The 12,795-nt window shown below is 61.9% G+C and carries 18 protein-coding genes; 9 read left to right on the top strand and 9 right to left on the bottom strand.

Annotated elements, in window-relative coordinates; translation table 11 throughout:
- Positions 1 to 122: 122 nt before the first annotated feature.
- Positions 123 to 635: a hypothetical protein gene (locus ABI546_RS13175; protein WP_348047037.1), complete on the bottom strand. Its 513-nt coding sequence runs from the start codon at positions 633 to 635 to the stop codon at positions 123 to 125.
- Positions 636 to 691: 56 nt separating this feature from the next.
- Entirely contained in the window at positions 692 to 1,828 is a 1,137-nt protein-coding gene (locus ABI546_RS13170; protein WP_348047036.1) for an MFS transporter, read from the bottom strand.
- Between the two features lie 66 nt (positions 1,829 to 1,894).
- Between ABI546_RS13170 and gcvA the strand changes: the two genes are divergently transcribed.
- A complete protein-coding gene (gene gcvA, locus ABI546_RS13165; protein WP_348047035.1) occupies positions 1,895 to 2,860 on the top strand; it encodes a transcriptional regulator GcvA in 966 nt (321 codons plus the stop codon).
- 31 nt (positions 2,861 to 2,891) lie between these two features.
- On the opposite strand, the gene ABI546_RS13160 is transcribed toward gcvA, so the two are convergent.
- Complete coding sequence (locus ABI546_RS13160; protein WP_348047034.1) at positions 2,892 to 3,104, bottom strand: oxidoreductase-like domain-containing protein; 213 nt, start codon at positions 3,102 to 3,104, stop codon at positions 2,892 to 2,894.
- A gap of 21 nt (positions 3,105 to 3,125) precedes the next feature.
- The gene (locus ABI546_RS13155; protein ID WP_348047033.1) at positions 3,126 to 3,401 is read right to left on the bottom strand and encodes a hypothetical protein; all 276 of its coding nucleotides are present in this window, start codon (positions 3,399 to 3,401) and stop codon (positions 3,126 to 3,128) included.
- Between the two features lie 432 nt (positions 3,402 to 3,833).
- Between ABI546_RS13155 and ylqF the strand changes: the two genes are divergently transcribed.
- Positions 3,834 to 4,802, top strand: a complete 969-nt coding sequence (ylqF, locus tag ABI546_RS13150) for a ribosome biogenesis GTPase YlqF (protein ID WP_348047032.1) — start codon at positions 3,834 to 3,836, stop codon at positions 4,800 to 4,802.
- Positions 4,803 to 4,821: 19 nt separating this feature from the next.
- On the opposite strand, the gene ABI546_RS13145 is transcribed toward ylqF, so the two are convergent.
- Positions 4,822 to 5,022 (bottom strand): DUF2892 domain-containing protein, encoded by a 201-nt coding sequence (locus tag ABI546_RS13145; protein ID WP_348047031.1) that lies wholly within the window; start codon positions 5,020 to 5,022, stop codon positions 4,822 to 4,824.
- Positions 5,023 to 5,112: 90 nt separating this feature from the next.
- Entirely contained in the window at positions 5,113 to 5,550 is a 438-nt protein-coding gene (locus tag ABI546_RS13140) for a universal stress protein (protein ID WP_348047030.1), read from the bottom strand.
- A gap of 270 nt (positions 5,551 to 5,820) precedes the next feature.
- Here ABI546_RS13140 and ABI546_RS13135 point away from each other — a divergent pair, with 270 nt between their 5' ends.
- The 3 genes from ABI546_RS13135 to ABI546_RS13125 all read left to right on the top strand — a co-directional run bounded on the left by ABI546_RS13135 (position 5,821) and on the right by ABI546_RS13125 (position 7,329).
- The gene (locus ABI546_RS13135; RefSeq protein ID WP_348047029.1) at positions 5,821 to 6,390 is read left to right on the top strand and encodes a hemerythrin domain-containing protein; all 570 of its coding nucleotides are present in this window, start codon (positions 5,821 to 5,823) and stop codon (positions 6,388 to 6,390) included.
- Positions 6,391 to 6,586: 196 nt separating this feature from the next.
- Positions 6,587 to 6,721: a hypothetical protein gene (locus ABI546_RS13130; protein ID WP_348047028.1), complete on the top strand. Its 135-nt coding sequence runs from the start codon at positions 6,587 to 6,589 to the stop codon at positions 6,719 to 6,721.
- On the top strand, positions 6,718 to 7,329 hold the full coding sequence (locus ABI546_RS13125) for a CinA family protein (protein ID WP_348047027.1): 612 nt from the start codon (positions 6,718 to 6,720) through the stop codon (positions 7,327 to 7,329). Before ABI546_RS13130 ends, ABI546_RS13125 begins: the two co-directional genes overlap by 4 nt.
- Before the next feature lie 19 nt (positions 7,330 to 7,348).
- Here the strand turns inward: ABI546_RS13125 and ABI546_RS13120 are convergent, their stop codons facing one another.
- Positions 7,349 to 8,008 (bottom strand): GDSL-type esterase/lipase family protein, encoded by a 660-nt coding sequence (locus ABI546_RS13120; RefSeq protein WP_348047026.1) that lies wholly within the window; start codon positions 8,006 to 8,008, stop codon positions 7,349 to 7,351.
- Positions 8,009 to 8,127: 119 nt separating this feature from the next.
- On the opposite strand from ABI546_RS13120, the gene ABI546_RS13115 reads away from it, so the two are divergent.
- Both ABI546_RS13115 and ABI546_RS13110 read left to right on the top strand, forming a co-directional pair.
- Positions 8,128 to 8,937, top strand: a complete 810-nt coding sequence (locus tag ABI546_RS13115; protein WP_348047025.1) for an MBL fold metallo-hydrolase — start codon at positions 8,128 to 8,130, stop codon at positions 8,935 to 8,937.
- 310 nt (positions 8,938 to 9,247) lie between these two features.
- Positions 9,248 to 9,847, top strand: coding sequence for a hypothetical protein (locus ABI546_RS13110; RefSeq protein WP_348047024.1), 600 nt, complete (start codon positions 9,248 to 9,250; stop codon positions 9,845 to 9,847).
- A gap of 116 nt (positions 9,848 to 9,963) precedes the next feature.
- On the opposite strand, the gene trxC is transcribed toward ABI546_RS13110, so the two are convergent.
- A complete protein-coding gene (gene trxC / locus ABI546_RS13105; RefSeq protein ID WP_348047023.1) occupies positions 9,964 to 10,401 on the bottom strand; it encodes a thioredoxin TrxC in 438 nt (145 codons plus the stop codon).
- Between the two features lie 186 nt (positions 10,402 to 10,587).
- Here trxC and ABI546_RS13100 point away from each other — a divergent pair, with 186 nt between their 5' ends.
- Together ABI546_RS13100 and ABI546_RS13095 are read left to right on the top strand one after the other, a co-directional pair.
- Positions 10,588 to 11,160, top strand: a complete 573-nt coding sequence (locus ABI546_RS13100; protein WP_348047156.1) for a DUF2242 domain-containing protein — start codon at positions 10,588 to 10,590, stop codon at positions 11,158 to 11,160.
- A gap of 257 nt (positions 11,161 to 11,417) precedes the next feature.
- Positions 11,418 to 12,053 (top strand): hypothetical protein, encoded by a 636-nt coding sequence (locus tag ABI546_RS13095; RefSeq protein WP_348047022.1) that lies wholly within the window; start codon positions 11,418 to 11,420, stop codon positions 12,051 to 12,053.
- Positions 12,054 to 12,210: 157 nt separating this feature from the next.
- Here ABI546_RS13095 and ABI546_RS13090 read toward each other — a convergent pair whose 3' ends face one another.
- Positions 12,211 to 12,732 (bottom strand): hypothetical protein, encoded by a 522-nt coding sequence (locus ABI546_RS13090; RefSeq protein WP_348047021.1) that lies wholly within the window; start codon positions 12,730 to 12,732, stop codon positions 12,211 to 12,213.
- Positions 12,733 to 12,795 lie beyond the last annotated feature (63 nt).

The following is a 12,795-nucleotide window of genomic DNA, read 5'->3' as shown; positions in this document are numbered from 1 at the left end:
GGCCACAGGCAGTTTGGCCGCGTTATGTGAACGGCTGGTAACGCGAGGATGGTGTTTGCGTAACTGCGCCTGCAAAAGAGGGAAACCAAAAAGGGCCGCGCAACAAGAGGGGGCGAACACCCTCAGGCCGCAAGACCCAGCGCGTACCTCGTGTCCAGCAAGGTCTGGATTCGCGCGCCAACAGCGGCGCATTCATCGGCCTCCAGGCAGGTGAACTGCGCTGCCCAGGCTTGTGACAACGCAAATTTCGGAAACTGGGGAGGTTCGCCCCACCGCCAATCAGGGTGGGCCGCCTGTGGGCTTCTTCCAAACACATGCAGGTGCATCTTCCGGTGAAGCTCAGGGGTTTTGGGCCCATGGGGATGGGCCAGCGGGTTGAGCGCGTTGTTACCGGCCTCCCAGTAGTTCAGGCAGCCTCCGGCAAGTTGAGGCAATGTGTCGAGCATGGCCCGCCCGGTGGCGGCCACCAGGCAAGCCCAGCGGGCCAGTTCTTCGGGCGTCAGTTCACTTCTTTCCCAAACGGGGCGCGGTGGGTTGACGAGCAAGTGCCCGCCGTCACTTCGGTGGTTCATGGGGCTGGCAGGCAAGTCGACCGTGCCGCCGGCGCAGCGGATGAGCGTGGTGTGAATATCCAAGTGCAGTTCTCCAGAGCAAGTTGAAAGGAAGGAGGGCGGTAGTGGCCGGTGTGCATTTAATCGCTGCGCGGCGCCCAACAGGCAATGGCGGTGGCCGACAGAAGAAGGGCCGCGACGCCGTAAATCCATGCGGACGGCACGATCGGCAACAGCATGCCGGCCAGCACCGGGCCGGCACCGGCGCCCAGGTCCCGCCAGATCGACCGTGTGGCCAGGGCCTGTATTCGGCCCGGCCCCGGGGTGCGAAGCGCGACCAGGGGTGGCAACAGCGGCAGCAGCAGGGCACGCAAAATCACAATGGCCAGCGCGCAGGTCCACAGCCACCCCAAGCCAAAACCCACCAGCGCGACAGAAGTCAGCACGGCAAGGCAGACCAGCAGGACTTCGGCGCCATATCGCTCCGCCAGGTCGCCGCCCGCCGAGCTCAAGACAATCTCCGCCAGGTAGCGAACCGACAGCAGAACACCCGCCACGATGACCGGATTGCCCGGCAGCAGGTCGCGGCCCAGGTAGGACAAACCGATGATGAACAGTCCGTCCAACACCAGCCCCTCTATGAAGGAAAAACGATCAAGGCGGCCCGGAAACCGGCTCCACTTTTTTCCGGGCGGCGGCGCGGGATGCGGGACGGCTGGCAAGTGACGTGTGGCCAACAGGGCGGACAACGCAAGCACCGCAAACACGAAGAAGATGACCCGGGGGCCCAACCAGAGAGCGCACACACCACCCGCCGGCAAGGCCAGCATGGGGCCCAGCGCTGCAAAGGCGCGTGATCGCCCGGCCCGGCGCGCGGCCCCTGCCGGCTCGACCGTGGCCAGGGCCTGGGTCGCCAGATTGAGCGCCGCAAAGGCCAGGCCCCACAGAAGCCGCAGGCACAGCAAGGCAATGAACCCGCTGAGGGTGGCGTAACCCAGTGCACACACAGCGGCCGCTACAGCCGCCAAAGAGCAGGTGAGTCGCTCGCCATGGTGCGCGTAAAACCTCGCTACTGCGCCATAGCCTGCAATGCGCACAAGACGGTTTGCGGCCAGCAAGATGCCAGCCTCAAACAAGCTAATGCCAAACGCGGGAGCGAACATCGGCAGGAGCAGGTAAAGCACCGTGTCGCCCGGGAGTGACAAGCCCAGTGCCAGGGCTGCATGGCGCGAGTTGCGGTCGAAATCAGAGGCAGTGAGTTGTGGCATGGCCTGCATGGTGCGCGGTGGCGCCTGGGCTGACAAACCATATTGCTGCGCGGTATGTGTGAGAAAATTGCACGCATGTTGCCCCGCTTGCCCCCTCTGAACGCGGTCCGCGCTTTTGCTGCGGCGGCGCGCCATCAGAGCTTTACCCGGGCCGCCCTGGAACTGCACGTCACGCACGGCGCGATCAGCCGGCAGATCAAGGCACTGGAATCCCATCTGGGCGTTGACCTGTTCGAGCGGAAAACCCGGCAAGTGCTGCTCACGGCGGCCGGCCACCAGTTCCACGCGCAGATCGGGCCAGCGCTGGAGCAAATTGGTGCTGCGGCTGAATTGCTTCGGGGTGGCGCTGCATTGCGCAGCGTCAAAGTCAACGTCAGGCCCACCTTCGCAGTTCGATGGCTGATCCCCAGGCTGCCGGGCTTTGTGGCGAAACACCCCGACATCGAACCTCAAGTCATGACCAGCACCTTGCCACCTGACAAGGCGACCGATGAATTTGACCTGGCCATTCGGCGGGGCACCCGGGGTTGGCCGTCGGGAATGCAGGTTCAACCCTTTCTGGAAGACGAAGTGCTTGTGGTGGGGTCTCCCGCACTCTTCGCCAGCCGCCCCGTGACCAGTCCACAATCGTTGGCGTCTCACGTGTTGCTGCTGTCCAAATCGCGCAGCAAAGACTGGGAGGGCTGGAAAAAACAGGTAAATGCGCCCGGGCTGAAGCCCGCCAGCTGCCTGCAGTTTGATCACCTGCATTTTGTCCTGCAGGCCGCCGTCGACGGCCTGGGTTTCGCCATGGCACCGGTATCCCTGATCGTCCATGACATGGCCTCAGGACGTCTGGTATCCCCTTTGCCGGCACTGCGGCTGCCGCTGACTGGCCACTATTTCGGCATGGCCCCCCAACCTTCGCCAGAGACACAGCATTTTGTGCAGTGGCTCATGGAGGAATTGGGAGGAGTTGGGAGGAGTTGGGGGGGAGTTGAGGAAGAGTTGAAATACTCTACATCTTCTGGGGCCGATTCGCCGGCAATGGGAATTGAATAAAACAGGCCCGGCGGACCCTCACAGAGGGTCTCTAATCCACCCGCAGTTTCAGCAACGCCTCTTCACGCCAGTAGTCCACCGCACCGTACCAGGCTTCCCATACGCAGCCATTGCAACCGCGCCCGCAGCAGGTAGTGGGCGCAGGAGGTGGCAGCCGCAAGCCGACGCCGGCGGCAGCAGCGCGCTGCTGCAGGGTGCGAAAGATCACCAGCGCGGCGTCGTGATCAACGGGGCTTTCGGGCATGGGCCTTCGATCAAAGGCGTGTCAGGACTTGGCGGAAGCCGCCATGCGCCGGCGCACGTAAAGGCCAATGAATGCACAACCCAGCACCAGGGCAAACCAGCCCACCAGCGATGAGCGCGCAACGATGCTTTGCATACCGGGCGAGGTGATGAAGTAAGGCGAGACCACCACACCCAGGCCAATCAGCACACACAGAATGCCTTTGATCATGAGTTCGTTATTGGCCTTCAGGTCGGCTGCGGCCTGCCGGCGGGCGGGAACGGTTGGTTTACGGTCGGGTGCGGCGGGTAAGGGCATGGCAAGAGGGCTCGTGTTGGGGTGATTGGGCTGGGGTGAGGCGGGATGGGCAACCGGCCGGGGCCGTTGCGGTGGCCGCCGCCGGCGACATGCTTCGGGCGGGCGCTTTGAGGTGACGCCACCCTGTTCGCCCGCGGTCCGGCCAACAGGCCTGGACCCCCTGATTGTCCTACATCGCAGGTCAACCGGTTTCAGCGGTGGCAGATGCTATGCGCGCCGCAAAACCAGGCGCTTAACAATTTCTTAATACCGCTAAAAAGTCCTTAAATTCGCGGCGGCACCATTCCCTTCAGTGCGTAGCAAAATATCCTTGCCATGCGGTCACTGAGGTTTCACATGCCGGGTCGGGCCCGCAGCGGCGACAATCGGGGGTCGCGGGGTCTGTAGGACTCTGACCCTGAATCCAAGCAAGCAAGCAAGAAAGATTCCCCGATGGCCATTCAGTGGTTTCCCGGTCACATGCACCTGACCAAAAAAGCCATCAGTGAGCGCATCAAGGAAATTGATGTCGTCATTGAGTTGCTTGACGCGCGCCTGCCCGGCTCCAGCGCCAACCCCATGCTGGCCGAACTGACCGGCTCGAAGCCCGCGCTCAAGGTGCTCAACAAGCGTGACCTGGCCGACCCCGCCCGCACCCCGCTCTGGCTGGAGCACTACAACAGCCTGCCCGCCACCCGCGCCATCGAGCTGGACGCCAGCGAGACCACACCGGCCCGGCGCCTGATTGATGCCTGCCATGCGCTGGCGCCCACGCGAGGCACCATGGTCAAGCCCATGCGTGTGCTCATCTGCGGCATCCCCAACGTCGGCAAGTCCACCCTTATCAACACCCTGACCGGCAAGCGCGCCACCAAGACCGGCGACGAAGCCGGCATCACCAAGGTCGAGCAGCGGCTCGTGCTGGCCGACGGGTTTTATCTGTGGGACACGCCCGGCATGCTGTGGCCGCGCATCATCGTCGCCAAAAGCGGCTACAACCTGGCTGCCAGTGGCGCCATTGGCCGCAATGCCTTCAACGAGGAAGAAGTCGCACTTGAGCTGCTCGACTACCTGATCAAGCACTACCCCGGCCTGCTGGAGGCGCGCTACAAGGTCGAGGTCACGCCCGGCGTGACAGACGAACAGATGCTCGAAGAAATCGGCCGCAAGCGCGGCGCGGTGCTTAGCAAAGGCCGCATCAACCTGCAGAAAGCCGCCGAGATCGTCATCTACGAATTCCGAGGCGCCACGCTGGGCCGTATCACACTGGAAACCCCGGCGGAGTACGCCGAATGGCTGGCCGCCGGCCAGCTGCTCGATGCCGAGCGACAAGTGAAGAAAGACAAGATCGAGACCAACCGGTTGATCAAGTTCAAGAAAATCCCGCGTCCGCCCCGTTCCGACCAGCCTGACGAGTCCTGAAACCAGCGTCTGCGCTGGCTCACTTGGGGGCGGTTTTACAGGTGCGTATGCCGAGCAGCGTGTACGCCGGGCACCAACCCAGCAAGCCCGTCAGCAGCGGCACCCCTCCCAGCAACGCCCACCAGCGGTAAGCGGGGTCCACCACAAAATACAGGCCAAGAATGACGAGTCCTGCCACGATGCGCACCGCCCGGTCGGCGGTGCCTGCGTTCTTGTTCATGTTGAGTCCTTGGGGAAAAGTGGTTGAGGAAAAGCGCTAAACAAGTCCCCTGCTGCGCGCGATTAGCCGGGCTTGGGCGGTCTGCAGCGTTTAGTGCAGCACCAGCACCGGTTTTTTGCTGTGGGCCAGTACCTTCTGGGTTTCACTGCCCAGAAGAAAACCGGCGATGCCCTTGCGGCCGTGCGAAGCCATCACGATGAGGTCGCAAGCTTTGCCGTCCGCCATCCGGACGATGACTTCGTAGGGATACTCGCCTGCGACGCAAACGGTTTCGCAAGGAACGCCCGCCTTGTCGGCGGCGTTTTTCAGCGCGGACAGGAATGCATCCGCCTGGGCCTGGCATTCCCTCGTGAATTGGTCCCGCGTTTCTTCCAGTATCTGGACTTGGTAGGTCAGCAGGTGAAACTCCTGCATCACGTGCAAGCCCGTGATCCTGGCCTGGGCGTCCTTGGCGAAGGCCAGAGCCTGTGCGATCGCCCGATCCGAAGCGGGCGATCCGTCGATCGGTAAAAGGATGTGTTTGAACATGAGAATCTCCTGATCATCTCGGGCGATTCACTGCTGACGCGGCAAACCTTGAGCACGAAACAGTTCCACTCTAGGTGACCGCCGCCAAACGGCCTTGATGCAGATCAAGCCATCGCCTCAAATGGGCAGCGGCAGGGCTGATATGCGTTCCCAGGCCATGCCGGAAAGAAAATCCGCATGGCTTGATCTTCGTCAAGTTCAGGGTGGCGCTTGGTGGCATTCTTGGTGGCACCTACCCCGCCGGAGACTGCCATTCACAAACATGCCAGCGTGCAAATCATCCTTGATGAACACGCCTCCCTTTCCGCGATGCTGCGGTCCATGCAGATGATGGTGACGCGCGGACCGGGTGATCGCGCGCAACAGTTTTTCGACGTCTTTCGGGCCATGCTTTTTTACATTGATGAGTTCCCGGAACGCCTGCATCATCCCAAAGAGTCGGACCTGCTGTTTCCGCGTGTGGTGCGCTCCTCGCCGTCGGTCATGGCCACCGTGGAGCAACTCGAGCGTGACCACATGAGCGGCGAGAAGGCCGTGCGAGAACTGCAGCACTTGCTGCTGGCCTGGGAGCTCCTGGGTGAGCAACGCAAACCGGAATTCGAGGTGCAGTGCCAGCGTTATGTGAAGTTCTACCTTGAGCACATGCGGCTGGAGGAAACCGTCATCCTGCCGGAGGCGGAAAAGGTGTTGACCGATGCCGATTGGCAGGCGCTGGATGCTGCCTTCCAGCAAAATCGCGACCCGCTGACCGGCAAATACGCCGCCGACCCGGCGTACGACCGTCTGTTCACGCGCATCGTCATGCAGGCGCCGGCGCCCATCGGCTTGGGCGACGGCTGAGGCTTGCGGCTGACCCGCGCGTGACCCGTCAGGCGGCGTGTTGCGCACTCCGGACTCGTCCTGGGCGAGCGCACGAGCGTTCAGGGTATGCGTACTTGGGCGGTTAACGCTGCAGCCCAACAATGGCAAGCGCAACCAGCTCCTAAAAATATAGCGGTGCGCAGACCGCCAAATCAATTTTGATCAGAATTCAGATATGTCCTGCGTCTGCCTGCACCGGCTTCCTACAGAGCGCGTCGGTGGCGCGCCATCGTTCTTTGCCGTGGGGCGGCGCACAGTAATTGCCATGAACCCCATCCCGACGACCTCAGGTCTGTTCCGCCGCGCATGACCCGTGATACCGCGGGCGCCCTCAGCGCTTCCTCTTCTTTTTCTCTTTCCGCATCTTTTCGCGAAGCGTCCCGCGAACATGGCAACAACCAGCTGCGCGCCGTCGCGGCTTACATGAAAAGCCACTCATTGGTTCTGACCACGGCCGAGTCCTGTACCGCCGGGTTGATTGCTGCGCATCTGGCCGATGTGCCCGGGGCTGGTTCCTTGCTCGAATGTGCTTACGTGGTGTATTCGCCCCAGGCCAAGCAGCGTTGCGTGGGCGTGAGCGCAGAGACAATGGCACGGTGCAACCTCACCAGCGAAGAGGTTGCCACAGAAATGGCGCGGGGCGCTCTGAACAAGAGCCCTGCCAATGTGGCCATCGCCAACACCGGCGTCACAGACGACACCGACCCCGACATTCCCGCCGGGACGCAATGCTTTGCCTGGCTGTTTGCGGGCCGTGAAGGGAAGGGCGACAAACTCTTCACGGAAACACGCCAGTTCAAGGGCGACCGCAACACCATTCGTGAGCAGGCTGCGGTGTACGCCCTGACTCAGGTGCCGGGCAAGCATGAGGCGTTCCTTCAGGAAACCACCGCGAGCAGAAAGAACCAATCCGTGTGAAGCGCCTGCGGGCAAGGCATCACGCCACAAATTTCATGTCGCGCAACCACGTCGCCAGGCGTTCGGCAAAGACCTTGTACCCCTCGGCGTTGGCGTGAATCTGGTCCGAGCGCAGTTCGCTGCGCGACAGCACATACGACCAGCCGCCTGCAAACAGCGCAGTGCCGGTTTCAGCCGCGACGTCGGCATACACCTCATGGTCATTCAGTGAACCGGTGGCGGCCGACAGCAGAACGGGTTTGGGTTGAGCGATCAACACCACCTGCGTGCCGGCGGCGGCAGTCTGCACAATGCTTTTGATGGCTGCTCGTGTGCCGTCCAGCGGCATGTTGCGCAGAAAGTTGTTGCCGCCAATAGAAACCAGCACCAGGCCCGGCGTGTTTTCCTGCAGCAAAGCCGGTAGCCTTGCCAACGCGCCCTCGGCCGTGTCGCCGTTGATGCCCGCGTTCTGCGTCACGTGGCCGGTCAGTCGCTCCAGTTGCTGCGGATAACTGGCGCCGTCCGGCGCGCCGTACCCAAACGTCAGCGAGTCGCCCAGGCACAGCAAGGTCGCCTCTTTCGGTAAGGCCGTGCCCTGGGGCTTGGCAGTTTTGGAGCAGCCCACGCCCAGTGCGAGTGCCGAGGCCATACCCGCCAGCAGCAACCGGCGTTGCAAGGTGTGATCGGAAGAAAAAGGCATGGCGTGATTTTAGGCCGGGCGTATCGGGGCATTTTGCCAGCGCTTGATCTGCATCAAACACCGCCGCACGCAGGTCTTTTAAAGTGGGATTTTCACCTTGGCGTTGTGCCAGCCTTCCCATGCCTATCGAGCTATACCGTGACCAGAATCACGCCTGCCTGATGTTTACCGACCTCGTCGAAGAGGACCGCCAGGCCGTGCAGGCAAATCAATTTCTCATCGTGGACAACGGAACGGGGGCGGTAATCGACCCCGGTGGAAACCTCGCTTTCAATGAGCTTTTTATGGGCATGTCGCGCCATTTCAGCCCGCAAAAGCTTTCCTACATCATTGCCTCGCATGCGGACCCTGACATCATTGCGTCGCTGGACCGCTGGCTGACCTCCACCCCAGCCCAACTGGTGATCTCGCGCGTGTGGGAGCGCTTTGTGCCGCACTTCACCAAGGTGGGTAAAACCGATGGCCGTGTGATCGGCGTGGCCGACGCCGGCGGACGGCTGCCGCTGGGCCGCGGCGAGCTGTGGCTGTTGCCCGCCCACTTCCTGCACTCTGAAGGCAACTTCCACTTTTACGACCCGATCAGCCGCATTCTTTTCACAGGAGACCTTGGCGTTTCCATCACCTCGGGACGCGATGCCCAGGTGCCGGTGACCGACCTCTCGGCGGGCCACCTGCGCCTGATGGAAGGTTTTCACCGTCGCTATATGGTGTCCAGCAAGGTGATGCGCCTGTGGGTTCGCATGGCGCGGCAGCTAGACATTCGCATGCTGGTGCCGCAGCATGGTGCGCCGCTGGCGGGTCCGGCCATAGGCCAGTTCTTTGACTGGGCCGAGTCGTTGATGTGCGGCATAGACATGTTCGATGATAGAAACTACCAGCTGCCCACTGCGACCATTGCGTTGCCGCAAAGGGCCGCGTCCGCCGCGTGAGCCAAGGAAGCGCTGAACAAGTCCCCTGCGGCGCGCATCCGCCTTGCCTTCCGTCCCGATCCGGTTGCTGCCACCGAGCAACGTTCGGCCCCTTGTAAGCGCGAGGTAATGAGAGGGTAAAGCTCCGTTTGCCTTACATGCGGGCCACAAGGCCGGGCCAACAATGGCTTTACTGAATCGCACCAGGTCCTTAAAAGCCAGCGTTTCAGGAACAGCCTCCACAGCTGCCTGCCCGCGCCGGGATTTCCTCCCGGTCACGACTGGTTGCCCATTGGGCGCTGGCTATGTCAGGTAACACAGGAGACCCTCCATGAAATCAAAATTGCTCACCCTTTCTCTGTTGGCCTCGGCCTTGTTTGCCGGCCTGGGCCTTGCCCCGGCCATGGCGCAAGGCACCAACACCCCCGGTATAGACCAGGCGCAGCAAGCCATCAGCGCGCGCATCCAGCAGGGCATGTCTGCCGGCCGCATCACGCCGTCGGAAGCGCAGGTTTTGTACCGCCGCGACCGTGAAATCGCGATGCGCGAGGCGCAATACAAATCCAACGGCAACGCCACGCCGCAGGAGCGCCAGCAACTGCGTTCCGACCTGGACGGTCTGAGTGCCGAAGTCGAACGCATGATCGCCAACCGCGAAGTAGTGGGCCAGCAAGGCAATAACAACACCAACGGCATCGACAACGCCCAATACAACGCCAGCCAGCGCATTGACGAAGGCGTTCGCACCGGCCACATCAACCGGCGCGAAGCCGCCAAGCTGCATAGCCGTGAGCGTTCGATTGAACGCCATGAGGCCGCCTTCAAGTCGGACGGTGTCGTGACCAAGCAGGAGCGCCGCCAGCTGCGCAACGAGCTGACTGCATTGCGTGCCGAGATTGAACGCCTGATGAACAACCGCCGCCGCGGTTAAGACGGTAAGACGGTTAAGGAGGACATTCGCCCCAGTTGCCCGCTCTGCGCGGGTGCCTGGGGCGTTCTTGCGTCTGGCCTGCTTGACGCGGGCGTTAGCGCAAGTGCTAACGAGTGCTAACGCGAGTTGGCCTGCACCCAGCGCACGATGTCCGCTGCGCCCATGGCGCCGGCCTGCCGTGCCACCTCGCGGCCGTTTTTGAACAAGGCCAGCGTGGGAATGCTGCGGATGTTGAAACGCGCGCCCAGGTTGGGCACGGCTTCGGTGTCGACCTTGGCCACGCGCACCTGCGGCTCCAGCTGCGCGGCCGCCTGTTCGTAGGCCGGTGCCATTTGCCTGCAGGGGCCGCACCAAGGCGCCCAGAAGTCAACCAATACCGGGATCTGGTTGCGACCGATGTGCTTGTCAAACGCGGCTTCATCGAGCGCGGTGGAATGGGCCACAAACAGCGATTTTTTGCAATTGCCGCAGGTCGGCTCGCTGCCGAGCTGGGCAGCCTGCACGCGGTTGGTGGTATGGCAGTGGGGGCAGACGATGTGCAGAGGGTCGGTCATAAGATTTAACTGGGGCAATGAGGCCGGTTTTCAAGCTTGTTACATGGGGTGCGCGCGGGCGTCGTAGCATGGTCCTCAAGCGTGAAGACCGCCTGGCCTGTAAAAGTTGGGAAAGTCAGGATACAAGGTCAGTGAATTGTGACAACGAAAGGAGCAACAGTGGTGAAACTTCAGCGGGCAGCGGGCATGGCAAGTGCTTTGGCGGGCAGGGTATTCGGGCGTGGTGGGGCCGTCGTGCTGCTGGGCTCAGCCCTGTTCCTGGGCGGCTGCGCAAGCGGCGTCAAATCGTTTCCGTTGCAGGAAAAGTTCGGCTCCACGGCCACTTATTCGCGCCTTTTTGACGCGACAGCGGCGCAAACCTGTGAGGCCTCGCGCCGCGCACTGCTGAGCCAGGGCTACATCATCAACACGGCCAGCGCCGATCTGGTCGAAGGCCAGAAGAGCTTTCAGCCCGAAGCCGAGTCGCATCTGCAAATGGTGATCAGGGTGGTGTGCGCACCCGAAAGCGTTGACGGCAAAATTAGCCTGGGGTTTGTCACCGCGCTGCAAGACAGCTACCAGCTGAAAAAGAGCAACAATTCCGCCAGCCTCGGTGTGGGGGCGATTGGTTCGGTGTCATTGCCCTTCATTTCGGGCAATGACTCCATGGTGAGAGTAGGCAGCGTCACGATTTCGTCGGATACGTTTTACGACAGCTTCTTTGAGCTGGTCGGCCGCTATCTGGCAACGGTAGACGATTTGCCGCTCGGCGCGAAATGAATAAATAGATAGCTCGCAAGCAGCTTGCCGACAGCCGCGGTGAAGGCATCGATACATCCTGATACTCGCCGATGCTGCGAGGTAAACAGCGGGTAAAACTACGCTGGCCTTACACGCCCTTTACTTTCGGGGCCCACGATGAAACCACTGAAGCACAGAGGCCAGCCGAGGCCGGTGTTTCGGAAAGCAACCCTTCAGGCTTTTTCAAACTTTGCCAGCTGGGTTGCTGGTTCTCAAATTGAGCAAAGGAGCCCCTCATGAAAACGAAATTTCTGACCGCATCGATGATTGCCGCAGCCCTGGCCGCAGGTTTTGCCGCCGCACCCGCGATGGCGCAACCTGGCCCTTACACGGTGTATGCGCCACCGGCACCTCGCCAAGGGCAAACGCCCGGCATTGACAACGCCCAGCAAGCCGTCAGCGACCGTATCCAGCAGGGTTTGCAGTCCGGCCGCATCACGCCGTCTGAGGCCCGCACGCTGTACCGCCGCGACCGCGACATCCAGAACCGCGAGGCTGCCTACAAATCAGATGGCCGGGTCACGCCGCAAGAGCGCCAGCAACTGCGCGCCGACATGGCCAACCTGAGCGCCGAGGTGGAGCGCGCCATTGCCAACAACCGCTATACACCCGTCGCGCAGCAAGATGGCCGGCTGGGCGCAATTGACAGCCAGGAGTTCGCCATCAACCAGCGCATTGACGAAGGCGTTCGCTCCCACCGTCTGAGCCTGCAGGAGGCCGGGCGTTTGCAGGCGCGTGAGCAGGCCATTGAGCGCCGCGAAGCCGCCTACCGATCAGATGGTGTGGTCACGCCTCAGGAGCGCCGCCAGCTGCGCGCCGAGCTGACTGCGCTGCGTGACGAAGTGGAGCGGATGATTAATCCGCGTGGTTAAGTTGACTTAAGCCGACCAGGCCTCTGCTCTGTCTTCATTGAGGTCTCGCTAGCTTCATGAAACCTTGAAGAGGCCGCCAAAGAAAAAACCCCGGTCTGCGCAGTGCGCAGGCCGGGGTTTTGTATTTCAGCGTCACATGGTCGCGTCGTTGAACGCTTTATGCTGCCTTGGCTGTGCGGCGCTGGCTGAAAGCCGAGGCACGCTTGGCTGCGGGCTTTTGCGCACCGGCGATCTTGCCGGCCAGTTCAGCTGACTTCTGCTCGATTTGCGCGGCCAGTTTGCTCAGGGCCAGAGCGCCAGGCGCGGTGGCGTGGGCCAGCGTGTTCAGGGTGGTCACGCCGGTCTTTTCTTCAAACAGGCTGGCATTGGCAGAGGCGCGTTCCACGCCGGTCTCAAGAACCTTGACCAGCTGGCTCACCACTTGCTGTGCGCCGTTGGTCGTCAGCATCAGGCCCTTGGTGTAGTACACGCTGAAGGCCAGTTGCGCTGCCGTTGCATTTTTGGCGGTTTCAGCCGTCAGCTCGGTGCGGGACTGCTTCAGCGCGCGGTTCCAGCGCTGCTCCAGCAGGCTGACCACGCGTTCGCCGCCGGCGCGGTAGGCGTTGATCATGTGGCGGGCGGTGTTGCCCGACGATTCAATGAGGTCGGTTGCGACGGTCGACAGGTTTTTGGCGGTCATGGTGTTTCCTTCAATGGTTGAACAATGATTCATCATCAAGGTTTTCCCTAGTGAGGGCGACCT

Origin of the sequence: Polaromonas sp., from assembly GCF_039932935.1 — a bacterium.
In the GTDB taxonomy this organism is placed as follows: Bacteria; Pseudomonadota; Gammaproteobacteria; order Burkholderiales; family Burkholderiaceae_C; genus Polaromonas.
Note: the sequence above shows the minus strand (reverse complement) of the source record. Positions and strands in the feature narration are given on the sequence as shown.